The 24,185-nt window shown below is 70.7% G+C and carries 21 protein-coding genes and 1 pseudogene; 8 read left to right on the top strand and 14 right to left on the bottom strand.

Annotated features, from left to right (window positions below):
• Positions 1-147: 147 nt before the first annotated feature.
• The 3 genes from ACFVXC_RS37750 to ACFVXC_RS37740 all read right to left on the bottom strand — a co-directional run bounded on the left by ACFVXC_RS37750 (position 148) and on the right by ACFVXC_RS37740 (position 2,963).
• Complete coding sequence (locus tag ACFVXC_RS37750) at positions 148-348, bottom strand: hypothetical protein (RefSeq protein WP_389915222.1); 201 nt, start codon at positions 346-348, stop codon at positions 148-150.
• 142 nt (positions 349-490) lie between these two features.
• Positions 491-820, bottom strand: coding sequence for a hypothetical protein (locus ACFVXC_RS37745; protein WP_389915220.1), 330 nt, complete (start codon positions 818-820; stop codon positions 491-493).
• Between the two features lie 82 nt (positions 821-902).
• Complete coding sequence (locus ACFVXC_RS37740; RefSeq protein ID WP_389915218.1) at positions 903-2,963, bottom strand: condensation domain-containing protein; 2,061 nt, start codon at positions 2,961-2,963, stop codon at positions 903-905.
• Between the two features lie 377 nt (positions 2,964-3,340).
• On the opposite strand from ACFVXC_RS37740, the gene ACFVXC_RS37735 reads away from it, so the two are divergent.
• Positions 3,341-4,384 (top strand): SRPBCC family protein, encoded by a 1,044-nt coding sequence (locus ACFVXC_RS37735; protein ID WP_389915216.1) that lies wholly within the window; start codon positions 3,341-3,343, stop codon positions 4,382-4,384.
• Between the two features lie 28 nt (positions 4,385-4,412).
• Here ACFVXC_RS37735 and ACFVXC_RS37730 read toward each other — a convergent pair whose 3' ends face one another.
• Positions 4,413-5,294 (bottom strand): TIGR03621 family F420-dependent LLM class oxidoreductase, encoded by an 882-nt coding sequence (locus ACFVXC_RS37730; protein ID WP_389915213.1) that lies wholly within the window; start codon positions 5,292-5,294, stop codon positions 4,413-4,415.
• Between the two features lie 135 nt (positions 5,295-5,429).
• On the bottom strand, positions 5,430-6,251 hold the full coding sequence (locus tag ACFVXC_RS37725; RefSeq protein WP_389915210.1) for a BTAD domain-containing putative transcriptional regulator: 822 nt from the start codon (positions 6,249-6,251) through the stop codon (positions 5,430-5,432).
• 313 nt (positions 6,252-6,564) lie between these two features.
• Here ACFVXC_RS37725 and ACFVXC_RS37720 point away from each other — a divergent pair, with 313 nt between their 5' ends.
• Complete coding sequence (locus ACFVXC_RS37720) at positions 6,565-7,320, top strand: thioesterase II family protein (RefSeq protein WP_389915207.1); 756 nt, start codon at positions 6,565-6,567, stop codon at positions 7,318-7,320.
• Positions 7,317-8,240, top strand: coding sequence for a BTAD domain-containing putative transcriptional regulator (locus ACFVXC_RS37715; protein WP_389915204.1), 924 nt, complete (start codon positions 7,317-7,319; stop codon positions 8,238-8,240). The genes ACFVXC_RS37720 and ACFVXC_RS37715 overlap by 4 nt, the downstream gene beginning before the upstream one ends.
• Before the next feature lie 148 nt (positions 8,241-8,388).
• Here ACFVXC_RS37715 and ACFVXC_RS37710 read toward each other — a convergent pair whose 3' ends face one another.
• Positions 8,389-9,249 (bottom strand): BTAD domain-containing putative transcriptional regulator, encoded by an 861-nt coding sequence (locus tag ACFVXC_RS37710; protein WP_389915376.1) that lies wholly within the window; start codon positions 9,247-9,249, stop codon positions 8,389-8,391.
• 301 nt (positions 9,250-9,550) lie between these two features.
• Positions 9,551-10,144 carry a ScbR family autoregulator-binding transcription factor gene (locus tag ACFVXC_RS37705; protein ID WP_389915202.1) on the bottom strand — a complete coding sequence of 198 codons (594 nt, stop codon included), beginning with the start codon at positions 10,142-10,144 and terminating at the stop codon, positions 9,551-9,553.
• Positions 10,145-10,616: 472 nt separating this feature from the next.
• Here ACFVXC_RS37705 and ACFVXC_RS37700 point away from each other — a divergent pair, with 472 nt between their 5' ends.
• A complete protein-coding gene (locus ACFVXC_RS37700; RefSeq protein WP_389915199.1) occupies positions 10,617-11,252 on the top strand; it encodes a ScbR family autoregulator-binding transcription factor in 636 nt (211 codons plus the stop codon).
• A gap of 18 nt (positions 11,253-11,270) precedes the next feature.
• Here the strand turns inward: ACFVXC_RS37700 and ACFVXC_RS37695 are convergent, their stop codons facing one another.
• Positions 11,271-11,903, bottom strand: coding sequence for a ScbR family autoregulator-binding transcription factor (locus ACFVXC_RS37695; RefSeq protein WP_389915197.1), 633 nt, complete (start codon positions 11,901-11,903; stop codon positions 11,271-11,273).
• 468 nt (positions 11,904-12,371) lie between these two features.
• On the opposite strand from ACFVXC_RS37695, the gene ACFVXC_RS37690 reads away from it, so the two are divergent.
• Complete coding sequence (locus tag ACFVXC_RS37690; protein ID WP_389915194.1) at positions 12,372-13,349, top strand: ScbA/BarX family gamma-butyrolactone biosynthesis protein; 978 nt, start codon at positions 12,372-12,374, stop codon at positions 13,347-13,349.
• Between the two features lie 203 nt (positions 13,350-13,552).
• Positions 13,553-14,227, top strand: a complete 675-nt coding sequence (locus ACFVXC_RS37685) for a ScbR family autoregulator-binding transcription factor (RefSeq protein WP_389915191.1) — start codon at positions 13,553-13,555, stop codon at positions 14,225-14,227.
• On the opposite strand, the gene ACFVXC_RS37680 is transcribed toward ACFVXC_RS37685, so the two are convergent.
• Positions 14,182-15,747 (bottom strand): FAD-dependent monooxygenase, encoded by a 1,566-nt coding sequence (locus ACFVXC_RS37680; protein ID WP_389915188.1) that lies wholly within the window; start codon positions 15,745-15,747, stop codon positions 14,182-14,184. The two genes, ACFVXC_RS37685 and ACFVXC_RS37680, sit on opposite strands and share 46 nt — an antisense overlap.
• Before the next feature lie 233 nt (positions 15,748-15,980).
• Between ACFVXC_RS37680 and ACFVXC_RS37675 the strand changes: the two genes are divergently transcribed.
• The gene (locus ACFVXC_RS37675) at positions 15,981-16,949 is read left to right on the top strand and encodes a ScbA/BarX family gamma-butyrolactone biosynthesis protein (RefSeq protein WP_389915185.1); all 969 of its coding nucleotides are present in this window, start codon (positions 15,981-15,983) and stop codon (positions 16,947-16,949) included.
• 15 nt (positions 16,950-16,964) lie between these two features.
• Here ACFVXC_RS37675 and ACFVXC_RS37670 read toward each other — a convergent pair whose 3' ends face one another.
• From ACFVXC_RS37670 to tap, 5 genes are all read right to left on the bottom strand, one after another.
• Positions 16,965-17,366, bottom strand: a complete 402-nt coding sequence (locus ACFVXC_RS37670) for a DUF6009 family protein (RefSeq protein ID WP_389915182.1) — start codon at positions 17,364-17,366, stop codon at positions 16,965-16,967.
• Positions 17,363-18,892, bottom strand: coding sequence for a phage/plasmid primase, P4 family (locus ACFVXC_RS37665; protein ID WP_389915179.1), 1,530 nt, complete (start codon positions 18,890-18,892; stop codon positions 17,363-17,365). Before ACFVXC_RS37665 ends, ACFVXC_RS37670 begins: the two co-directional genes overlap by 4 nt.
• Complete coding sequence (locus tag ACFVXC_RS37660) at positions 18,889-19,992, bottom strand: bifunctional DNA primase/polymerase (RefSeq protein ID WP_389915177.1); 1,104 nt, start codon at positions 19,990-19,992, stop codon at positions 18,889-18,891. The genes ACFVXC_RS37665 and ACFVXC_RS37660 overlap by 4 nt, the downstream gene beginning before the upstream one ends.
• A gap of 745 nt (positions 19,993-20,737) precedes the next feature.
• Positions 20,738-21,295 carry a telomere-protecting terminal protein Tpg gene (gene tpg, locus ACFVXC_RS37655; protein ID WP_389915174.1) on the bottom strand — a complete coding sequence of 186 codons (558 nt, stop codon included), beginning with the start codon at positions 21,293-21,295 and terminating at the stop codon, positions 20,738-20,740.
• A 3-nt stretch (positions 21,296-21,298) separates the two neighbouring features.
• Positions 21,299-23,530 (bottom strand): telomere-associated protein Tap, encoded by a 2,232-nt coding sequence (gene tap / locus ACFVXC_RS37650; RefSeq protein ID WP_389915171.1) that lies wholly within the window; start codon positions 23,528-23,530, stop codon positions 21,299-21,301.
• Positions 23,531-23,738: 208 nt separating this feature from the next.
• On the opposite strand from tap, the pseudogene ACFVXC_RS37645 reads away from it, so the two are divergent.
• Positions 23,739-24,076: pseudogene (locus tag ACFVXC_RS37645) on the top strand (IS110 family transposase); the annotation flags it as partial.
• Positions 24,077-24,185 lie beyond the last annotated feature (109 nt).

Raw genomic sequence — 24,185 nt, 5'->3', positions numbered from 1 at the left:
GATAAACGACAGACCGGCTACCCCGTTTACCGAAGACCGACGCCACTCACGCCCTCCATGCGGCCGTACAGAAAGATCGACGCACTCTGGCGTCACCCGTAAACCGGCATCACGGTCTGTACTGGAGGCGGTCCAGAGCGAGGTCGATCAGGCGCTCGGCCCGCAGGCGTTCTTCGGGGCCGCCGAGGTGAGCACGCGGCTGGTGAGCGTCTTGGTCGCGTCGGCGGACTTGCCGAGAATCGTGCCTGTCTCCCCGTGGGGCACGGCGAACACGTCCTGCGGCACGAAGGCCGGTCGCCCGTCCGGACGGCGGCGCCACCGGCCGCGGGACGGCGGGGAGGGCGTCACGGACCAGATCTGGCTCAGCGAGCCCGACGCGGCTCCTGCCCGCAGGAGTACGAGGGCGACTTCCCCTCCACGTCGACGCGCCCGCCTGGTCGGGGAGGACATCAGACGGGCGCGGACAGGAGGTGGATGTGCACGGTCGACGCTAGGCGTGCGGCTGCCCCAAGTCCCGTACAGGGTGCGGAACTTCGAGTTCAGCTGAAGCGGTGTTCGACTGCACGGTGTACACCGCGACGAAGGCGGCAAGCCCCAGCACACCGCCGTCGGGACCAAGGGCCGTGAACGGTACGCTCCGGCCGAACCCTCGTGACAGCGCGCGGTGCGCTTCCAGCGAAGCGGCCAGCAGCTCGCCCGGCGATCGGTGGGCGTGGTCCGCGTCCCCGCAAGCCATCGCGAGCGCCTCGGCCCAGGCCCGGGAGGCGATTTCGTCCGTGCGCTCGTGCTGCGCCACCGGCTTCGGTTCGCAGTTCGGCATGGCTGCCTCCTCGGCGTCTCGCTGCTCGAACGTGACGTGACGTGTATACGTGCTCGTGCTCGCGTCCTGCTCGTACGTCGGGTCAGGGCCTGCGTGCGACCGCCGACGCGAGCCTGTGGGCGAGGTCGTCCGGTCCGGTGCCGGTCGCGTCGAGGACGACGGCGAGCGGCCGGTGGCCGTCCGCCGCTGCGAGGCGGGCGATGGCGCAGGCGGCGGCGCCGTCACCGGAGAATCCGGCGAAGGCAAGGCCGCCGCGGGACGGGACGCGGGAGCCCAGTGCGTCGTACACGGCGTGTGCGGCCGCATCGGCCCGGGTGCCGCCCGCCGGGACGGGAGCGAGCAGGAGAAGTCCCTCGGGCCCCGGGTAGGCGTGGGCGAGCTGGTCGTAGAAGGCGCGGGAGATGCCCGGCGCCTGCAGCAGGCCGACGGCGCCCGCGTCCGCGTGGGCCGGGTGGCGCAGCACGGCCGGCAGGGGGCCGCTCTCCGCGGGTTCGGCCTGCACCGGACCGACGGCGGCGCCGTCGCCCATGTGGGTCAGCAGGGCGAGGACCTGACCGAGGGTGGTGTGCGGCCCGGATCCGCGCGGGAGTTCGCGCAGCAACAGCGCGGCATGGGCGAGGAGTTCGGTGATCTCCTGAAGCCGCACCTGGTCGTAGGAGGCGGTGAGTACCAGGCAGCCGCTCCTGTCGTGGTGGGCGATCAGCGTGACGGGGAAGGCGGTGCGGGCGCCCAGGGTCTGCGGCGGCTCCACCTGAACACCGGCCGCGGCAAGGTCGGCCTCAAGCTCGGGCATGACACGCGGCGGCGCCTCGAAGGTGAGCAGGGTGTCGGCGGGCGGGCGCGGACCGCCGGTCCAGGCGTGGATCTGGCTCGCCGAAACCCATTCGTACGCCGCCTGGTTGAGGCAGCGGTCGCGCAGGTCGGCGATCAGCTGGGGCACCGTGGCGTCGGGGTCGACGAGCACGGCCTGCGGCAGCGGCCCGGCCAGGGCGCCGGGGGTGCGCTCCACCCCCTCGAAGAGGATGCTCCGGCCGGCGGCAGTGGTGGCGTAGCGCACCCGTGTCGGCCCCACGGCCCGCCCGGCGCGGTACAGCAGCAGCGCCCACACGGCCTGCAGGGCGATGGACTCGCCGCCGCCCCAGGTGGCGGCCCAGTCGGCGAGCGCCGCGGTCTCCCCCTGGGTCAGGCGGAGCCTGGAGCGGCCCTCGGCGCGGCTGCCGCTGTCGGTGAAGAGCGGCGGTACGGGTGCGAGGTCACCGGTGTCGGCGCTGGTGAAGAAGTCCTCGGCGGCCGTGGTGTCCTGCGTCGCGAGCCAGGTCACGTAGTCGGTCATGTCGGGCCTTCGCTCGCCGCCGGGCAGTTCCCCGCCGGCGAGATAGGCACGGTAGAACTCGCGGACCAGGAGCCGGACGGACCAGCTGTCGAGCAGCGCGTGGTGGTAGGTGAGCAGCACACGGGTGGGCGTCGACGGGGCGGAGCTCGCCTGCCCGCCGCCGAGCAGGGTGATGCGCAGCGGGGCCGGGCGGCGCGGGTCGATGCCGCGGCGCCGGTCGGCCTCGACGAGGGAGTGCCACTCGGCGGTGCCGCGCGGCAGCCGTACGACCTCCGGTTCGGCCTGGTCGTGCACGACCAGGCCGGGCTCCGGCCGGTCGTCGAACGTGGTGCGCAGCACGGACTCGTTGGCGAACACCGAGTTCCAGGCGGCCGTGAACCGCGCCACGTCGAGGGGCCCGTGCCAGTCCCAGGCCGCCTGTTCGACCTGGCGGCCCGGATCGGGGTGGGTGTCGGCGTCCGCCAGGAGGTCGCGCTGCAGCGGCGTCGCGGGCAGGCAGCGGCTCATGAAGGAGCCGCGCCCGGCATGGGTGAGCAGGTCGGCGAAGGCGCCCAGGGGGAACGCGGACCGCTCGTCGTCCGCGCCGCCGGTGAAGCGCAGGGTGTGCTGACCGGGGCCCCGGCTCTCGAGGTCGGCAGTCCAGGCGGGTGCGTCCGGATAGCAGGTGGCGATGCTGTCGAGCGCGGCCTCGATGTGGGTGCTCTCGATCGGCCCGTGCAGTTCGAGTACGGGCAGCGCACTGGGGCCGAGCTCCACGACGACGGTGATCGGCTCACCCTGCGGCAGACGTGCGAAGCGGCTAGTGGTCATCGGCAGTCGGGGCACGCGCCGACGAAGCCCCCTCCCCCTCCTCAAGAGGCGCTGTCCAAGCATGCAGAAGGCCAGTGACAAACCACTGACACGGTCCTGACATACGGCTCGACCTGCCCGCACGTCCGGGCGATGGACCGGCTCCGGCCGGTCCCCGGCGCGGCGAACACCCGGCTGGGGGCATGCGTTGGGCCGGTGCGCTGCGGCGGTGCGGGGTGGTGCCGGATGGCCCGGGGGCCCCGGGCCGCTCCAGGGAATCCACACTCGGTACGGACCGTCTCTGAGGCCGGATTCAAGCGTCCTTCGAATATTCCTCAAGCACTCCCACCGACGGTGGGGACCAGCCGATCCGTCCTCGATTGCCCAAGGAGACTGCGATGTCCGAGATATCTGAGATATCTGGTGGGCGGGTGCACCGCCTGCGGCACTCGGTCGAGGTGGCCGCGCCGGCCGGAGCGGTCTTCGCCCTGCTCGCGGACACCGCGCGCAGGCCGCTGTACAGCCCGCACATCCTGCACATCGAGCGCCTCGACTTCGACGGGGTCCGCGAGCGCCTGCGCGTGTGGGAGAGCGCGGGCGGTCGGATCAGGTCCTCGCTCCAGGCACGGGTGCGGCATCCGCACGAGCGGCGTATCGAGTTCGTACAGCTGGGGCACGGGACGCCGGTCGAGTCGATGAGCGGCGAATGGACCGTCGAGGACGGCGTGGGCGGAGGCAGTGTGGTGACGGTGCGGCACGAGTTCACCGTCGTGGGCGACCGGGATGACGACGCGGCCGGGGAGTGCCTCGTCGCCGGGGACAACGCCAGGGCGGAGCTGGAGAGCCTGCGCCGGGTCGCCGAGAGCCGGGTCGGCGTCGACGACCTGGTGCTGTCCTTCGAGGAGTCGGTACGGGTGAACGGGCCCGGCGAGCTGCTCTACGACTTCCTGTACCGGGCCGCGGACTGGCCCGGCCTCCTGCCGCACATGCGGCGCCTGAAGCTCACCGAGTCCTCTCCCGGGACGCAGATCCTGGACTACGACGTCCTGCTGCCCGACGGAGCGGTGCGCACGGCGGGTGCGGTCCGGCTGTGTTTCCCGCACGCCGGGCGGATCGTCTTCACGCAGACCGCTCCGTCCGCGCCGGTGGCCGCGCACACCGGGGAGTGGTCGGTGCTGCCCGACGAGCACGGGGTGCGCGTGATCGCCCAGCACTCGGTGCTGCTCGACGAGACCGCGGCGCGGGCTCCTGCCGCGTCGGGGCAGTTGGCCACGGGGCCGGCGGCCCGGGCGCCGTCCGCGATGGAGGTGGTCCGCCACCGTGTGCGGCAGGCCATCGGGCGTACGTCGCTCGCGACCCTCGAACTGGCCAGGGAGCACGCGGAGTCGGGGGTACTGACGCTGTCGCGGCGGACCGTGACGCCCGCGGCCTCGCTGCCGTAGCCGGGGCGCGGGCGCGGGCCCGGTTCGGTCAGGTGCCGGAGAGTTCCTCGATCACCGGGGCGAAGACGTCCATCACGCCGTCCAGGACCACGATGTAGGAGATGCCGAACCGCTCCCGCTGCTCGCGCAGCTGCTCGGCGATCTGCTTGACGGTGCCGAAGAGCATCACCGGCAGGGTCAGGCGGTCTTCCTGCGACAGCTCGGGGTGAACCTTGGGCAGCCGGCGGGCCGTCGCGTGCCGGTCGTCGGTGACCTCCACGAAGTGCACAAGGAGGTTCCGCTCGGCGGGCACGGCCCGATGGGCGGCGAACCCCTCGTAGGCGGCCACACGTTCGTCGAGCTGACCAGGCGTCAGGGCCCGCAGGATGCCGTTCTCGTAACCGGCGGTCGCGGTGAACGCCGCGATGTCGGCGTGCTCCGCCATCAGACGCAGCAGCCGGTCGCCGTTGCCGCCGATCAGCAGCGGCGGCCGCGGGCGCTGCTCGGCCCGCGGCGCATGCGCCGGATCGGTCAGCAGCCGCTCCAGTTCGTCCACCGTGTGCCGCAGTGCACGGACCCGGCCGCCGGGCGAGGGGAACTCCAGCCGCGCCCGCTTGTGTTCCGCCTCCGCGTAGCCGGCGCCCAGGCCGACTTCCACGCGACCGCCGGTGAGCGCGTCGGTGGTGGCCACCTCGCGCGCAAGGAGCGCCGGGTTCCAGAAACCGGCGTTCAGGACGAAGGTGCCGATCCGGGGCCGCTCGGTGGCGGCCGCCGCCGCGACCATCGCCGGGAAGGGCGCGACCATTCCCAGATGGTCGGGGACCAGGATGACGTCGTAACCGAGTCGCTCGGCCCGGCGGCACTTGTCGCGCCACTGCGCACCACCCGCCGGCTTCATCATGTTCACGCCGAACCGAAACGGCCTGGTCATGCCCTTCCCCCCTTGCCTGCCTGCCGAAAGACATGCGACGGCCGTGCCGCCGCGGCGACTCTACCCCGGGGCCGTGCCCGTCAACGGGCCCTGGCCGGTGCCAGCTTGGGCGAGCGGGGGCCGGCCGCCGGGACGTCAGGCGGCGTAGCGGTCGAAGGTCGAGGTGCGCCGCGCACCCGCCACCACGTCGAGCTCGGGGTCGACGGTGAGCATCATCTGGTGCACACGCTGGAGTTGCGGCGAAGGCTCCACGCCGAGCTCGTCGATGAGCCGTGCGCGCAACCTGCGGTACACGTCCAGCGCTGTCGCCTGCCGTCCGGAGCGGTACAGGGCGACCATCGCCTGCGAGTGCAGCCCCTCGTGCTGCGGGTGTCGCGCGATCAGGTCGGTCAGCTCGGCGATGAGTTCGCTGTGCCGTCCCAGGCGCAGATCGGCGTCGATGCGCCGCTCGACGGTGACCAGGCGGGACTCGTTGAGCCGCATGATCTCGATGGAGAGGATCGAGCCCGCGCGTACGTCGACGAGGGCCGCCCCGTTCCACATGTCGAGGGCGCTTCTGAGGAGTGTGGACGCCTGAACGTCATCGCCTTCCTCGAAGGCCCGACGGCCGTCCGTGACGAGCTGCTCGTAGCGGTGCAGGTCGACGGAGTCGGCCGGGATCTGCAGGACGTATCCGCCGTGCCGGGTGGCGAGGATCTCCTTGGCGTTGCCGGGAGAGTCGGGCCCCATGGCGGTACCGAGCCGGCGCCGCAGCTGAAGGACGTACGTCTGCAGCGTGGTCAGGGCGCTCTGCGGCATCTCGGTGCCCCACAGCTCCTCCATGAGCGAGCCCACCGGAACGATGCGGCCCGGGTAGAACGCGAAGAGGGCGAGGAGCTGACGCGGCTTGCTCGCGGTGGGCACGATCGAGACACCGTTGACGTCGGCGCTCAGTGGCCCCAAAACCTGGATCTTCACGGTTTCCTCCCGTACGCCATCGAGTGACGGCCGTGCCGTTGACCCATCGAGTGGCGGTCTTGGTCCCTGGCACGCTAGACCCGTTTTCGGCCGTCCCCCACATTGCTGGACCCGCCCTCAAGCAGCCCTGTACAGGCGGCGGCCGGGACGTACACGGCGCGCCTTGAGAGTGTGTGCAGCGCGGTTCGAAGCCCACTCGCGCCCACGCCTGCGCAGCTGGGAGACGGCTATCGTCCCAATCCCCCGCCCCCCCCCGTGCCCGGGATCCTGGTCATCGGGCCGGACGCCGGAGTGCCTCGTCGATGGAGTCGCCATGCAGAAGGCGGAAGAGCCGGAGCTGCGCCTGTTCGTGTTCCACCACTCCGGTGGTTCACATCTGATGTACCGCGACTGGCCGCCCTGCTTCCCGGCCGACTGGGAGGTGCGGGCCCTCGACGCGCCGGGCCGCGGCCCGGGCGACCGGCGTCCCCCGCTGAACGACGCGGGGGCGCTTGTCGAGCATTTCCTGCACGAGCTCGGCCCCCGGCTTGCCGGCCGCTTCGCGTTCTTCGGGCACAGCATGGGCGGACTGATCGCGTACGAACTGACCCGCCGGCTCGTCGAGGCGGGCCGCACACCGCCGCTCTGGCTCGGGGTGTCCGCGCACGACGCGTTGCTTCCCGACGGGAACGGTGCGGGCCGGCATCTGCTGTCCGACGCCGAACTGCGCCGGGAACTCGCCGAGATGGGCGGCACCTCGTCCTCGGTACTCGCCCACGAGGAGCTGTGGGAGCTGTTCGCGCCGGTCATCCGCGCGGACCTGCGCATCAGCGAGACCTGGCGCACGAAGCCGCTGACCGCGCCGCTGCCGGTCCCTCTGTCCGTCTACGGCGGCATCCGCGACGAGGTGGCGCCACCGCACCGCCTGGAGGGCTGGGCCGCCGCCTCCGCGCACTTCATGGGCCTGCGTCTGTTCGACGGCGACCACTTCTACTTCCGGGACCGGCTCCCGGAGGTCGCCGGGCGGATCCAGGACGACGTGCGCCGCGCCCTGCTCCTGGCCCCGGAGCCGTCCATGGTGCCGCGATGACCGTGCTCGACCTCGCCGCACCGGCTCCGGTGCGCGGCGGGGTGACCGAGTTCCGGCTGTTGGGCCCGTTGGCCGTGCATGACGGGGTGAGCGGGGCGGGCATCGTGCCCTCCGGGCCCAAGCAGCGGGTCCTGCTCGCCACCCTGGTCATCCACGCGGGCGAACTCATGCCCGTGGACCGGCTGGTGGAGGAACTGTGGGGCGACCGGCCCCCCTCCAACGCGCCCAACGCCCTTCAGGCCCATGTCGCCCGGCTGCGCAGGCTGCTGCCGTATCCGGGCCACGAATGGATCAGCACGCTGCCCGCCGGATACCTTCTGACGCTGGGCCGGGCCTCGACCGACGTGGCCCGCTTCACCCGGCTGTCCGGGCAGGGCAGGGCCGCGGTCCCGGACGATCCGCGTCACGCGACGGAACTCCTGGGCCGGGCCCTGTCGTTGTGGCAGGGCCCGGCCCTGCTGGACAGCCGCCACGGGCCCCTCTGCTCGGCGGAGGCGGACCGCCTGGAGGAGCAGCGCCTCACCACCCTGGAGGCCCTGTACGAGGCGAGCCTGGATTGCGGCAGATACGCGGGGATCACCTCGGACCTGGAGCGTCTGACGGCCGACCACCCACTGCGGGAGCGCTTCTACGATCTGCTGATGGTCGCCCTGTACCGGGGAGGCCGGCAGGCGGAGGCACTCAGCGTCTACGAACGGGCGCGCCGCAGTCTGGTCACCACTCTCGGTATAGAACCGGGCCCGCCCCTGCGTGCCCGCATGGAGGCGATCCTCAATCACTCCCCCGCGCTGGCGGAGCCGCGTCCCCGGACGGCGGACCTGTCGGCGGAGGTGGCGCGTCTGCGGGCTCAGGTCGAGCAACTGGTCCTGGACCAGCAGGACTTGCTCCGGAGGTTCCAGGAGGAGCGGGAGAGCCGGTAGCGCGGCTCCCGGCCCCGGCCTGAGCTGCACGCGGTCCGCGCCCCTGCCCGCACAGCAAGGCGCCCCACCCACCCGAAGCCTGTGCCAGGCCGTTCGGGGTTGGGCGGGGCGGGTACTGCTTGAGTGACTCGGCCGCGGAACGCGGCCATTAGCCGACCCGGACGAGACGATCCCGTGCACCACTGCCGACGGCTTCGGGCCGTGCGGTGTGAGGGGCGGACTCGGACGACTTCAGGATGGCCCCCTGCAGGCGGCGGAGTTCGACGGAGGGCTCAAGCCCCTGCTCGCCGACCAGTACCTGACGCAGCCGCTGAAACACGTTCAGGGCCTCGCCGCGACGGCCCGAGCGGTAGAGGGCCAACATGAACTGGCCGTGCAGGTTCTCGTGCGTGCGGTACCGGCTCACCAACATCGTGAGCTCACCCAGCAGTTCACGATGGCGGCCCAGGCGGAGATCCGCCTCGATCCGCTGATAGAGCGCACACAGCCGGGTCTCCTCCAGCCTGCGGACCTCCATCTCCAGCTGCGTACCCGCCGTCACATCCGCAAGCGCCGACCCGCTCCACAAGGCGAGCCCCTCCCGCAGATACCGGGCAGCACCCGCGAAGTCCTCCGCGTCCATCGCCCGGTAGCCCAGGCCCGCGAGACGCTCGAACTCACGCACGTCACTGGCACCGCCACCGCCCCGCAGCAGATAGCCCCCGGGAGCGGTCACGAGCACGTCCTTCGCCGACAGCGGCGAACCACCGTCCGCCGACGCGTTCCGACCGCCCCGCTCGAGAGCCGCACCGATCAGCTCACGCAGCTGCAGGATGTACGTCTGCAACGTCGTCCGTGCGGAACGCGGCGGACGCTCCCCCCACAGCTCCTCCACCAGCACCGCGACCGGCACCACCCGGTCCACGTGCAGGGCCAGCAACGCCAGCACCTTCCGGGGCTTCGGAGCCGTAGGCATCACAGCAAGCCCATCCACCTTCACACCCAACGGACCCAGAACATCGATATCCACGCCGTCTCCCCAGTTCGTGTGTGGCCTGTATCCCGGGCTGTCCGGTGCCACCAGTAAAAAACCAGCAACCCGGTTTGTCAATACCAGACCGGTCGCGCTGTTTTTACAACCTCCCATCTGTTCCTTGAGTGCACCTACAGCCTTGAAGGACTGGGTCACGAACGACACAAAGCCCCTCGTCACAGGCGTACGAGAGGGCTTGTGTAGTGAGTCCAGGGCCACCGTCAGGCAGCCCTCAAGGGGGTCAGTAGCGCTTGAAGCGCCCAAAAACAGCCGACAGAGTCTGTTTGATCAAAGACTTTCAGACCGCTTCGCCGGTCAATCGCGGCAGGATCAGCTCCCAGAACGCGTCGATGCGCTGCCCCGTGAGCCATCCGCTGTCCGTGCCGCCCAGCACCTCGAAGCCCACGGTGACCGCGACGATGGCGGGCGCCACCCCTTCGGGCGTCATGCCTTCCGCGAGGCGACCCTCGCGCTCGGCACGTACGAGCATGTCCTCGACCCACGCCTGCCAGTAACGCCGCACGCCCGCCTTCGCCCCCAGCGCGGGCTCACCTCCCAGCTCGAAGCCCGCCCGCACGACGACATCTTCCGCGAGGCCGGCCATCAGGCCGTGCGTCGCGTCGATCAGACCCTGCAGCGCGTCCCCCCGCACGCCGTCGGCCGCCGGAACATCTCCGGTGATCACCCGCACCCTGCGCGCCGCCTCGTCCTCCACCGCGCGGGCCAGCTCCCGTTTCGCCTCGAAGTGGAAGTGGAGCGCCCCGTTGCTGACCCCGGCCCGCCGGCTGATGTGGGAGAGCGAAGCCGACACGTACCCCTCGCGCGCGAACACCTCGGCGGCGCACCGGATCAAAGACTCGCGGGTCCGGACCGCTCGCTCCTGCTTGGCCATCACTCACCTCTCCAACACGGCCCGCCTCCGACACGGCCAGGTCGGCGTCGCGGACTCATGACGCCGCCCGGCACCCTGCGACGCGCGGCCGGGGCAGGCACTGCAAAGAACATGTCGTACTTTCCGCCGCATACACCAAAACAAAACGGGGGGTTGGTTTTGTCGAGTCCTTAACGGCCGGAGGTGTGATGGGTGCAGTGGGCAACGTATCGTAGCCGCCGGGGGTCGGGGGACCTCGGGGCGCCAACCGGCGCCACTCGCCTCTCCATTACCCAAGGTGGCAACCGAGTTCGGTCGGCACTCGGCCCGCCGACCCGCCCTCGTGAATCATGATCGACACAGAAAACGCGGAAGCACCATACCCGTCTGGGCGTCCAGCACAAATCGGCCAGAATCTTCACGTGCAGCAAAGAAACCGGCATGCCGGTTTTATAGTTGGGATCTTCAGCAGCCGCCCCGGAGGAGATCCCGTATGAAGCAGCAACGTGCCGTACGCACCCGTGGCGCTCTCATCCGCTCGGCGGCCGAGACGTTCGAACGCTGCGGATACGTCCAGGCGAAGCTCGCGGAGATCAGTTCCAGCGCCGGTGTGAGCGCCGGGGCCCTGCACTTCCACTTCGCGAACAAGGCCGCGGTGGCCGCAGCCGTCGAGACCGCCGCGGCCGTTGCCCTGCGGGGCGCGGTGCGGGCGGTCCAGACCCCCGGCATGAACGCCCTGCAGCGGCTGACCGCCGCTTCGTACGCCATCGCCGAAGAACTGCGGCGCGATGTCGTGGCACGGGCCGGGCTCCATCTCAGCTGCCGCACGCCGCGGCGCACGGGCCCGGACCTGCGCCAGGAGTGGCATGCCTGTGTCCGCCGGCTGCTGGCCGCGGCCGAGGCGGAGGGTCTGCTCGCCGATCATGTGCGTCCCGAGGACGTCAGCGTCTCGATCACGGCGGCCACCACCGGCCTCGAAGTGCTCGGCGGCGCCGATCCCTGCTGGTTCACGCCCGGCGCGCTGGCCCGCTTCTGGCACTTCGTCCTGCCGTGCCTGGCCAAGCCCGAGGTGCTCGCCGCCCTGGATCCGGCCGGCGCTACAGCGCTGTCCCTGCCGAGCGCCAGGTGACGGGCGCCGGCTCCGGTGTCAGCGCACCGCCGCGGAGCCGGCCGCCGTCAGGGTCTCGCGCTCCGGGGCGGGGGCCAGCGCGGGCAGCATCAGGTGCCAGAACCGGGTGAGGGGGTCCGGCGAGAGCCAGCGCGCGTCCTGCGCCCCCAGCGCCTCGAACCCAACGGTGACCGCGACCACCGCGGCGGCCGCGTCCTGCGCCGAGATGCCCGGCGCGAGTCCCCCCTCGGTCTCGGCCGTCGCAAGCGCCTGGCGCACCCACGCGTGCCAGGCCTCCCACAGATTCGCGCCCGCCACCGCCCGCTCCCGAACCGAGCAGAGATCGAATCCCGCGCGCAGCACCACGTCACTGTCCAGATTCCGTACGAACGCGTGCGTGACGTCGATCAGGCGCTGCAACTCCCGGTCCCAACCGCCGCCCCCGGCGCCCGCGTCGACGATCCGGCCGAGCCGTGCCGCGGCCACCTCCGCCACCGCCTGCGCGAGGTCCGCCTTGGTGGCGAAGTGGAAGTGCAGGGCTCCGTTGCTCACTCTGGCCCGGGCGGTGACCATCGCGAGCGAGGTCATCTCGAAACCGTCCCGGTGAAACAGCTCGGCGGCTGCTTCGATGAGCCTGTTCCGGGTCCGAACCGCTCGTTCCTGCTTGGTCATCAGGGCTCCGTCGCTGCGCTGGGCCGCCGCCGCGCACGCACGCAGCTTCGCGATCGTCGCCGTCCGTACTGGAGCACTGGTCGAGCCCGCCCAGCGAGCGCCTACAGCGCGCCGCACACATATCCGGGCATTGCCGACGTGACTGAGTGCCCCTCAGGTCCCGTGCGGCATACGGTCCTCGCGCCAAGTCGGTCGCGGCGAATCCGGACCCGATCGGGGTCACCCGGAGTCCGCACCAGGGAGTTCGGGCAAGAGGCGAGCTCAGGGTCGCCTTCCGGTCATCCTGCGATAGATTGATCACTCACTTATCACCCGTTCTGACCCGAGAGGTCGGAAGCAGATCCTCCATTTCCCGCCACTCGGCAGTAGGCACGAGTCTGTAGAAAATAAACCGGGTGGTCTGTATGTTGAGGTCCGCGAGAGCGTCCTTTTCGGCGCTCTTTCCAGTCGCGACTCTGGGGGATCAACATGTCCACGAACACGTTCAGCCCCGCGGACAAACCATTGCAGCGGATACCCGCCGGCCCCGCGCCGCAGGATCCGTGGCCTGCGGACCGTCCGCCGACCCGGCTCACCACCACGGTGCCCAAGGAGTTCGTCCACCGTGCGGCCCTCGCCGAGGTGCTGCTCACCGGCCAACGGCGGCTCGACGACATGCGGTTCGCAGTCACGGCCCAGTGGCCCCGCTGCCACAGCTTCTACTCACCGCTCCAGGGGACCTACCACGACCCGCTGCTGGCAGCGGAGACGATCAGGCAGGTCGGATTCCTTCTGCCGCACACGGAGCTCGGTGTCCCGGTCGGCCACCAGTTCCTCATGCACACCTTCGCGATGTCGGTGCGGCCGGATCAGCTTCGCGTCGGCAACACGCCTGCGGACCTCGACATCGAGGTGACGTTCAGCGACGTGCGTGAGCGCCGGGAGACCCATATCGGGGCCCGCTACGACGCGGTGATCCACCGCGGCGGAGAAGCCGTCGCCACCGGCCGCATCACCTACACCTGCGTCGCGCCGCGGGCCTACCGCAGGCTGCGCGGCAACCAGGGACATCTGCAGATCCCGCTCACCGCGCCGGTTCCGCCGCAGAGCGTGGGCCGCCTGTCGCCGACCGACGTGGTGCTCTCCCCGATCGGCGCCGACCACCGGTGGCAACTGCGCGTGGACACCCGTCATCCCGTGCTCTTCGACCACCCCGTCGACCACGTGCCCGGGATGCTCCTGACCGAGGCCGCGCGGCAGGCGGCGACGGCGGTCCTCGGCGACGCCGCCCGCCTGGTGCCCGTGGAGGTCGAGTCCGAGTACCTGCGGTACGTGGAGCTCGACGCGCCGTGCTTCATCGAGGCCGTACGCCTGCCCGACGGCCCCCGGGGCGACCGGGTTCAGGTCATCGGCGAGCAGGGCGGCGAGGAGATGTTCCGCACCGTCGTCACCGCCGTCCAGCTGTAAAGCGCCCCGCGCTCCGGCCCCCGACAGCACGTATCCCCCCCCATTACCACCACGCCATCCGGCACCCGTCCGGAACACGCCGGCCTGGGCTCGATCACGCCCCCGGCTCTGCCGCCATGGATCCCGAGGGGTTAAGATACGAACTTGACGGTTTTTTTATATGGGCCTCCCCGGGGTTCCATGATCTCGGAGGAGGTGGAAACATGCCAAAACAAGACCGCGCGATCCGTACACGACGGGCGATTCTGGTCGCTGCAGCCTCAGTGTTCGAGGAGCACGGCTTCCAGGCGGCCACGATCACGGACATCCTCAGCGCAGCTGGTGTGACCAAGGGTGCGCTGTACTTCCACTTCCAGTCCAAAGAGGACCTGGCCTACGGCGTGATGGCGGCGCAGGGCCGGCACATGGGGATCGTCCCGCCCCGCGCGTGCAAGGCGCAGGAGGTCATCGACACCGTCCTCCTGCAGACCTACCGGCTGCAGGAGGACCCGATGGTCCGCGCCGGCGTCCGGCTGGCCATGGACCAGCACGCGGCGGAGCTCGACCGCGGGACGTCCTTCCAGGACTGGGGCAAGGGCATGACCGCCCTGCTGGAAGAGGCCAAGAAGCAGGGTGAGTTGCTGCCCCACGTCGTGCCCTGCGACACGGCCGACCTCGTGGTGGGCGCCTACGCCGGCGTGCAGTCGATGTCCCAGGCCGTCAGCAGCTACGCGGATCTGAATCACCGGACATCGGTGCTGCTACGCCACATCATGCCCAACGTCGTGCAGTCCTCCGTGCTCACCACGATCGACCTCTCGCCCGAGCGCGGCGCCGCGATCTACGCGGAGGTTCAAACGCTCGTGGACGCGGCCGAGCTTGCGGGTGCCTCCGCCTGAAGCACGGCGCTCCGGGTTGCGCCCGCCGGCTCCAGCCACCGGGCGAGCGGCCCGCCGAGGTCGGCGGCGGTGTCCGACGCCCAGGCCACATACCCGTCGGGACGCAGCAGCAGCGCGGCACGGGGCCAGCCGGCCACCGGCGCCGCGCGCACCTCACGCAGCACGTACCGCAGGGCGTGCGGCACACCGGACGTGAAGCCGTCCTCCGGGTGCCCGAAGCGCAGCAGGAGCATGCGTCCGTCTCGCAGGAGACGCATGACGTCGGTGGGGCCCTCGTCCGTGCTCAGTTCGCGGTTGGTGAGGAACTGCCCTTCCCACCCGCACGGCCCGGCCGACCGCGGCGGCAGAACGGCGTCCTGGCCACTGACCAGGAGCCCGATCCGCCCGAGCACCGCGTCCGTGTCGGAGTCGTCGCCGTCCGGTCCCATCAGGGCGGCCAGTTCCGCCAGCGATCCGGGTGTCCTGCCCGGCCGCATCAGGTCCGCCTGCGTGCGGATCTGCTCCAGGAGCCGCGCGGCGGCGGGCCTGCGCTCGGTGTCGTAGGAGTCGAGCAGTCCCGGGGCGGCCGCGCCACGGACGGTGAAGGCGAGTTTCCAGCCGAGGTTCAGGGCGTCGAGCAGCCCTGTGCTCAAACCCTGGGCGCCGATGGGGAAGTGCAGATGGGCGGCGTCCCCGGCCAGCAGGACCCGCCCTGATCGGTAGGTACGGGCGAGGCGGGAGAAGTCGCTGAAACGGCTCAGCCAGCGCGGTTCGTCCATGACGAGCTCCCGGCCCATGATCCGCGACAGCTCCCGGCGGAACTCCTCGATGCCGAGCGGCAGTGCGTAGTCGGCCGGCGCCTCCAGGCAGTCGACCGCCCGCAGGTGCAAGCGGCCCTCGGCGGTGCGCTTGGCCACCACCCAGCCGCGCCGCGTGCGATGCCAGCCCGGCTCCGGTGCCTGAGCCCCGTCGCACCGCACGACCCCGACCATGGCCGCCATCGTCGGCGGGGTCGCGTCGGAGGGTATGGCGGCAAGGGTCCGCACCGTGCTGCGGGCGCCGTCGGCCCCGACGACGTAGGCGGCCTCGAAGCGGGTGCGCCCGCCGGGGTGTTCGGCGCTCACCGTCACGCCGGTCTCCCGCCGGTCGAGGCCGGTGACCCGGTGCCGGCGCAGCACCTGGGCTCCCGCGGCCAGCGCCCGCGCCTCGAAGAGCCGCTCCAGCTCGGCCTGCGGCCGCTTGCACAGCGGCTCCGGCTCGGTCGCGGGTGCGGTGAGGTCCAGGCCCCACACACCGGCGAAGTGGAAGGGCGTACTGACGGTTCCTTCGCCCAGCGGCAGTGAGGGAGCGGGCAGATGGCCCCTGCGCGCGAGGACCTGTGCGGTACGGGCGTGCAGGGTGGTGGCCCTGGGGTGTTCGGAAACCTCGGCACGTTCCTCGATGACCACCGTGCGCACGCCGTAGCCGGCGAGTTCGGCGGCGAGCAGCAGGCCGACGGGGCCACCACCCACGATCACCACATCTGTGCGGGCATACGCCATCGCGATCGCTCCCCCTCGGCCGGAACACCAGGAAGTCTTCTATCCGGCCGCCAGGAAATATACCGGTTGCCTGGTTGTTTTTTAGGCTCTCCGTAGAACACTTTCGGCCAATGCGGAGCGTGGGCCCTTCCGTGGTCGGTTTTGGGTTGAAGACAAAACCGGTGGGTCCGTATCTTACGTACAAGTGCTCGATTCACATGGGCGTTCTTCCGGGGGGAAGTCTGATGAGCTTGATGACTCCAAACACTGCGGCGCGGACCGAGGACCGCTCGATCGAGGAAGGAAACCTTGTTTCCGGCCCCGATGCGCCGTTCCTGCTGACCACCACGGTGCCGTGCGAGTACGTACGCCACTCGTCCATGGCCGAAGTCTTCTTGACCAGCTGCCGGCGGTCGGGCGCTACGCGCTTCACGCTCACCGGCCAGTGGCCGCGGGCCCACGCCTTCTTCAACGGGCCCGACGGACGGCATGACCCGCTGCAGGCCGCGGAGACGATCCGGCAAGTCGCCCTGTATCTCGCACATGCCGAGCTAGGGGTGCCGCTCGGCCATCACTTCCTGCCGTGCGATCTGTCGTTCACCGCCGATCCGGACGAACTCGCCATCGGCATGGTCCCCAGTGATCTCAGCATCGATGCGAACTGCACCGACCTCAAGCGCAAGGGCAGCCGACTCGTGGAGTTCGGCCTGGACATCACCATCTGGCGCGGCGGCCGTGCGCTGGCCACCGGCGCCGTGCGCTTCGTCTGCGCTTCTCCCGGCGCCTATCAGCGGCTGCGCGGCACGGTCCCGGACCCCCTGCCCGCCCACCGTCCCTCGGAGGTGGCACCGGCCGCCTTCGGCCGGGGTCTGCCGCGGGACGTGGTTCTCGCCTTGAGTGAACATCCCGGCCGCTGGCGGCTCAGCCCGGACCCGGACCACCCGGTCCTGTTCGACATCGGCGACGACCACATCCCGCCGATGGTGCTCATGGAGGCCGCCCGCCAGGCCACGCTCGGCCTGCTCGTCCCCGGCTGCTCGCTGACACTGACGGCCATGACCACGGAGTTCCTCAGCTATGCCGAGTTCAACCGACCTTGCTGGATCGAGGCCGCCCCGCTGTTCGTCCAGCAGGCCGACAGCATGAGCGTCCTGGTGACCGGCCGTCAGGACGGTCGCCGCGTCTTCGACGCGCAGGTCAGCGGGACGGTGAGCCGCGGCTAGGCCGCCCCGGCGGCGTCACAGCGGCAGCGTGATCCCCATCTCCCGCATGGCCCGCGAGGGCGGCCCGCCCTCCGAACGCTCCGTCTTGTAACCCCGGCTGCCCGGGGCCAGCGTCCGCGGGTCGATGGCCTCGGCCGGGGCCGAACTCGCGTACAGGCCCGACGGATCGGAGTCCCGGTCGTGCGGCAGCAGCCAGAACACCCTGCGGCGGAAGGTCCCCGAGGAGCGGGACGCCTTGGCCTGCGGGCCGAGCAGCGCGTAGCCGACCATGCGTCCGTCGCGGTGGTAGGGGGGCCTGCCGCGCCGACTGGGCAGCCGGTCCAGGCTCTGGCGCACGTAGTCCAGGTCGTCGATGTCCTGAAGCCACACCAGATCGGCTTCGTGGGAGATCTCTTCCCCCTCGATGAGGGCGCTCATTCTGTCTCCTCGTCGGCGAGCTTCGTGAGCAATCCGATGCCCGGGTAGTACTTGCGCTGGTTGGAGAGAATCATCTCTCTCGGCGACTTCAGTCCCACGACCTCGCGGATGCGGGCCGCGAACGCCCTGGACGAGAGGGCGGGAGCGCCCTCATTGTGGCACCACGCCCGGTACGCGGCGTACAACTGCGCCTGCTCCGACCGCAGTTCGGGGTCGAGCGCGCAGGATTCACCGATGAAGCGTCCGGTGTGGTCCTCGGTCTCCGCGTACGCCGTCGTGGCGATGCGCACCCTCTCGGGTCCGGTGAGGTCCTTCTCGCCCCGCAGATAGCGGCGGGCGCCCTCGATCAGCCAGTTGAGAATGCCGGGGCCCTCCTCGGTGACGAGGATGTCGGCGAGGTTGTCTATCTTGCGTTCGTCGGAGACGACCCGCTCGAAGGGCATGAGCCGCATCCGCCGCCAGAACGCGAAGCCGCCGCTGCCGACTTCGGGGCGGTGGTTGCCGAGCAGCCAGAGCTTGTGGGTGGGCTCGAAGGAGAAGAAGTCCTGCCGCATCCGCCGTGCCTTGATCCGGTCGCCGCCCGTGAGCAGCTTGACCCGGGCCTCGTCGAACTTGTCGCCCGGCTTGACCTCGCTGCACACGATGACCCGGCGGCCGTGGAGTTCGGCGAGGTCGGTGGGGTGGCCCTCGTAGGGGCGGGCCATCAGGAAGCCCGGCGGCGCGGCGTCGGCGTAGTCGCCGAGGAGCTTCATGAGGACGTCCAGGAGTACCGACTTGCCGTTCTTGCCGGAGCCGAAGAGGAACGGCATGACCTGCCCGCCGACGTCGCCGGTGACCGAGTAGCCCAGCAGCAGGTGCAGGAAGTCGATCATCTCGGCGCCCTCGGGTCCGTCCCCGAAGGTATCGGCGAGGAACCGCATCCACCGCGGGGTGGGCGTGGGCCGCGGCGGCAGCGAGGTGGAGCGGGAGTGGAAGTCCTTGCCAGGCTCCGCCCTGCGCAGGATGCCCGTCCGCAGGTCGACGATGCCGGCCGGGGTGCACAGGGTGTACGGATCGGCGTCCAGGAGCGCGGCGTTGAGGACCATGCCGGGGGCCGATCGCGCCTGGGTGAGCATGGCGTTCATGCCGCTGGTGGACAGGGCCCGGCGGCGGTGCTGGAGCAGGGAAGTCGTGGACTGGATGCCGCGCGGGTCGTCGGTGGCGATGGCCTCGGCGAGGTCACCCGCGGCCCACAGCACGGTGTCGTCCTCGTCGAGCTGCCAGCGGGTGCCGTCCCAGCGGTACCAGCCCAGGCCCGGCACATGCCGGTAGTCGTTCGCGTACAGCTTCACGAACAGCTTGGCGTTGCCGCGGTCGGTGAGCGTGTCGGGCAGCAGGCCCTGGGGGAAGGCGATACCGGCGGGGTCCGCGCCGCGCTGCTGCGGCATCTGCATCGCCGGCTGTGGGGGCCCGGCCTCCGCCAGGATCTGGACGGCCACGGTCTCGGCGTCGAAATTGAACAGGGCGTTGTCGTCATGAGCGGTCATGTCCGGCCCCCGAGAACGAGGGGACGGCGTTCACCGGCACGCAGGCCGCTGCGGATGATGGCTTCGCAGCGCCGTTCCTGCCCGGGGCGTACGTCGGCGGCGAGCTCGGTGAGTCTCTGCTCGGCCTCGGCCCTGGAGAGGTGCCCCGCCGCCGCGAGTCCGCCTGCGGTGTAGGCGGCCCGGTTGAGCTTCTCCGAGAACGCGGCGCCCTCCGACAGGGCCGCGCAGGACGCCACTTCGGACAGCACCCTCTCCAGGGCCTTCGAGGCGGCACTGTGCCCGCCTCCGGCGGCCGCGACGGCGAGCCGGGCCCTGGGCGGCGGTACAGGGCCGCACAGGGGTGTCCGGCGGGCCGGGGCAAGGTGCCCGGTGCGCTCCAGCTCGGCGGCCAGCCAGTCGGGGAGCGGGGCGGGGGCACGGGCTGCGCCGAGGGGCGTGTAACTGCCGTGCGGGGTACGGGTGCCGGGCGCGACGATGTAGCCGCCGTGGGCCCGGATGTCGACCTGCCAGGCCAGGGCGCGGCCACTGCTGGAACCGGCCGAGGACTGCCAGCGGTGTCCGGGGTGGGCCCGGTACCAGACGTGCAGGCCGCCGGAGGGAGTGCGGACGCGCAGGGTGCCGGCGTCCGTGGCCGGGTGCGCGGCGCCCCGCAGGGCGGCCAGCACCCCCAGGGTGTGAAAACCGTCGGCGAGCCCGGCCAGGTCGACGGACTCGGCGATGGGGATGCCCGGCAGGAGACGCGAGCGGTCGGGCAGCGGCTGAGCGTGGGCGTCGACATCGATGACGACCAGACCCGCGGGCCCGCAGGAGACACCCACCCCCAGGCCGTCACCGCCGCCGGTCCCCCACCAGCGCTCGATGCGGCCCGGGTCGAGCGTGGCCGCACGGAACCCGTGACACCAACGACCGTCCCGCAGACACGTACAGCCGTCATACGTGTGTCCCGGAGCCCGGCAGGCCTCGCAGTTGCCCGCGGGAGTCTTGCGCCCGGCGGTCAGGGGATGAACCGGCCAGCCCCTGCCCGCGCACCACCTGGCCGTCGCCAACGCCCTCCCGCTGAACGACTGTTCGCTGCGTGAAACCCGCAGCTCAGCAGCCATGTGTTTCCCCCGTTAGCGACTGAAGCGACTCAATGACAGAAACAGGTTAGCGAAACGGGTATGAAAATTCGTGCAGTTGGGGAGCGTGGGGCGAACACCGGCCACTGAGACCCGAGCCCGGACCCAGCGACTCAACTCTTCTTCAGTCGCTGCCTGTTCCGCGAAGAGAAGTCGCACTTCAGAGGGTGTGCGCACCAGAAAACAGCGACTGAAGCGACTCAAGCTCCCTATATATGAAGCGCACGCGCATACACGCACACACGAATGTCTTCATATACCTGGACCTTCAGTCGCTTCGGTCGCTGTTTTCCCGGTAGCAACCCTCTGACCAGCAGGTTTCTCAAGGATTGAGGAAGCGACCAAGAGGAGCGTCGGTCGCTCGGCTTCGGTCGCTCCCCGGCGCATCCGCCTTGAGCGGGCCTTGAGCGCCCGTGGAGTGCCGTTGGAGCCACGCCGGTTCGCCCCGGCGGGCCGATTCCGAAGATGGGTCGCTTGAGTCGCTGTCCCGATCGGGACCGGGGCGCGGAGCTCTGGCCGTGAGCACGGTTTGAGGGGCCGATGGCGAGTTGGCCTCCGCTCATCAGATCCGGCGATGTACAGATTCCGTTCGATCCGTTCGATTCTTCGCCAGAAACGATCCTGCGTACGGGACCCGCTCCCCCGTATCAGCCGCTGACCCGCTGATACGTCCCTCTACAAAGGCCTTGCTCGACCGCCCCCTACCCCCATCACCGAGTCACCGAGGTCAGAGGTCGATCTCCATTTCCTCGACGTCGGTGAACTCCACCATCAGGTCGTGGGCGCGGCGTCCGTTGTCGCGGAAGTAGTGCTCGCCCAGGCCCTGTGCGGCGATGTTCAGCAGCTGCTGTTCGGTGGCGCCCTGGTCGCGGGCCTCGAAGAGCTGCTCTGCCCAGCGTGGAGACAGTGCCTGGGTGATGTGGCGTACCCGTGCGTCGTCGCTGCTGCCCGGCGCCGCGGTGAATCCGAAGCGGGCCCGGGTGGAGACGACGATGCCGTCTGAAGAGGCGGCCCTCTTCTTCGCCTTCGCCCGGATCTGCGGTTGCCACCGTTTCCTCACCGCACGCTCCAGACGTCCGGCGAGGTCCTTGCGGGGCCGCTTCAACTTGCCGACCACGTACCGCTCCACGGTCCGCTGGGACACGCCCAACGCCTGGGCGACGGCCTTGGTGCCCTTGAGCTGTTTGACCAGGTACTTCATCTGCGCCTGGGCGGACTTGGGGATCGGGCGGGTGAATGCCTGCTCCACCGCGCGATCGAGGCTCTCCCCGAGCTGGTCGACCATCGTCTACTCCCCGTCGTCGGCGGGCTTGCCGCCGTCCTTGATGATGCGGGCGATGTTCACCAGGCCGTGCTTCTCGTACTGCTCTTCGGCCCACAGCGTGGTCTGGGCGCCCTCGTGTTTGACCATCCCGGGCGACACTCCGAGCCGGAAGCCGCCGGGCAGCGGCTTGCCCTCGGGGGTGCGCGGCAGGAAGCCCAGAGGGGTCGGCCCGTCGGACGGGTAGACGATGCAGTCCGTGCCGATCGCCACCGGATACAGGTCCGCGGCGGCCGCGACCTTCATCATCTTGCGGTGCATGTTGACCCGGGTCGTGGCCAGGACGGCGGCTCGGATGTCCGGGCGCCACTCCTTGCGTTCCAGGGCCGGCCACGGCTCGAACAGGGCCGTGGTGCGCGGGCGTTCCCTGAGTTTGCCGATGCCGCCCTTCGCGGTCGCCTTGATCGCCTTGAGGACGAGCGCCATCTCCGGGTCGGCCTGCTTGTGCTCGGCCATCGCTTCCAGGAACGCCTGCTCCTCCATGCCGGACACCACGCCGAGGTCGGCCATCGTGGCCATATAGGCGTCGCGCAGCCGCGTGTACCAGGAGTCCAGGTAACCGCCGTGCTCGTAGCGGACGTGTGCCTCGATCGGCTGCACCTGGGCACCGAGCTCCACCGCGTACGCGACGGTGGGAGTGGCGTACCAGGCCGGGCCCTGGGGGCGGGTGCCCTTCGCCGTGAACGGGGACGGCAAGCGCTCGTCCAGTTCGATGTGGGAGAGGTCGACCAGCCAGGAGCCGGGCAGCTTCGAGTCGAAGGCGGGGCTGTGGAGGTGGGTGGGGCCGCCCAGACCGACGGTGAGCCGGTTCGCCGCGGCGGCGAAGGCCATGTTGACGTCGATGCCGACGACGTGGCTCTTCATGCACTCGGCGTCGGTCAGCGGTCGGCACCAGTCGTAGGACTCCTCCATCAGCATCTCGGCAGGGGTCCGTTGGTGGTGGCGCGCGAACTTGCCTTTCAGCACGGGGTGTCCGTCGGGGACCTCGCAGGGCACGTGCTCGTACACGGCCGTCAGGGCTCCGGGGGCCGGGGCGCTGCGCCACTCCCCCGTGGCCTCGTCCTTCGCGGCCATGGTCGGCGGGTGCAGCGCCACCATGAGTTCCAGACCGGTGACGGCTGTGGTGCCGCGCGGAGTCATCACCCGTGTCGCGTAGGTGCCCAGGAACCGGGCCAAGTCTGCCGCGTCCATGGTGGGCAGCAGCGGGGCGTCGCGGTTGTCCCACTCGCGGACATCCAGCGCGTTCCAGGCAGGGATGCACAGCTGGACGCAGTTGCGTTTCGCCCCGTCGGCCGGGCGGAAGATCCGCGCCCATGGGCCGAAGCCCCGCTGGGTGAGCTGCCATTCGGCGCGCTCCAGCTGCTTGAGGACCTTGTGCCCGGCCGGGATACGTCCGGCACGCCGCTCCTCCTCCGACAGCGTGGCGGGCAGGCCGTAGCGCTCCAGCGCGGACGGCATGAGGACCAGGATGGGGTCGGCGTCCTTGCCGTTGCGGTGCAGCCGCGCCTGCCCGAGCCGTGCCTCCCGCAGTGTCCAGTCCACCAAGGCCGCAAGCGACTTGGCGGGCACGTCAAGGACCAGGCCGCCGACGCAGTACGCGGAGACGACACCGTCCTCGCAGTCGACGACCGCGAGCGGACCGTTCTCGAAGCGCGGATCCACCGCGGCGGCCGTGGTCTTCTTTGCCGCCTTCTTCGCGCCCGGACGCCGCGGCGACGACGCGGTCGGCCCGGACCCGGACCCGGGGGTACTGCTCACCGCCTGGCGGGGCGGTGCTACGGCCGGGGCAGGCGCTGGGGCGGGTGCTGGGGCGGGCTCGGGGGCCGGGCCAGCCACCGACTCCGGGGCCGCCGACTCCGGGGCCGCCGGTGTCGCGGGCGCGGGTGTCGTGGGCGCCGGTGTCGTGGGCGCGGGCGGCCCCGGAGTCGACGGCTCGTCGGCCGGGGCGGGGAAGCGTGCGGCGAGACCTTCCAGGAGCCGGGCGTAGGCGGCGCGCTTCGGCGGCCGCGGTTCGGTCCGCCCGCTCTCCCAGTTCCCCACCGCTTCCCGGCGGGCGTCCAGCGCGGTCGCGATCTGCGCCTGGCTCAGCCCTGCCGCCTCACGCAGACGCCTGCGCTCGGCGGGTGTCGGCAGATCGTCCTGCGCGACTTGCTCCAGCAGCGCATCGACCGCGCTGAACAGCTCGTTCCCAGTGGACACAGAGGTCACCTCCGACAGCGACCCTACATTAATCGCGCATTGAATCGAACGTGGATCGCTCATTGAGCAACTCTCGGCGTGTCTTCCTGACTTGCACCAAGAATCGAGCACACGCCCTGGTCGGGTCATGGGACGTGATGTGCAGGCGTCGGTCGGTCGCTTCAGTCGCTTCGGTCGCTGATATGAGCTCCTTATGCAAGCTGATCCGCAGATCCACCCCTCGCTGGAACGGGTCCTGGGCCCGCGCATCCAGCACCCGGCCGTGCTCACCACCCTGGAGCGATACGGCTCCCCGGCCCTGATCCGCAAAGCCGCAGAGCCGGACGCCGCCGCCTGATCACCCTGATCCGGCCCGAGGCACCGAGAATGGCCGCGCGCCTGGTCGAGGACATCTTCACCGCCCTCGACGAGCAGACCGTCGTCGTCGCGGGCACCGGCGCGCCCACCACCATCGTGCCTGGCCTCGCCGCCCAGCTGCGCGCCCACCTCACGCAACGTGCCGCCCTGGAACGGCAGATCGCAACCCTGCTGGCGGCCCACCCGGTTCTGGCTCACTTCCGGGCTCTGTCGCTGATTTGGGGGTTCTCCGGGCTGCGGACGGATGGGCATCACCTGTGTGTGATGGATGCGGTAAGCGTCGCTGATGTACTTCTGC

This window comes from Streptomyces sp. NPDC058257, assembly GCF_042881845.1.
Taxonomy (GTDB): domain Bacteria; phylum Actinomycetota; class Actinomycetes; order Streptomycetales; family Streptomycetaceae; genus Streptomyces.
The sequence above is the reverse complement of the archived record's forward strand: the minus strand, read 5'-3'. Positions and strand labels throughout refer to the sequence as shown.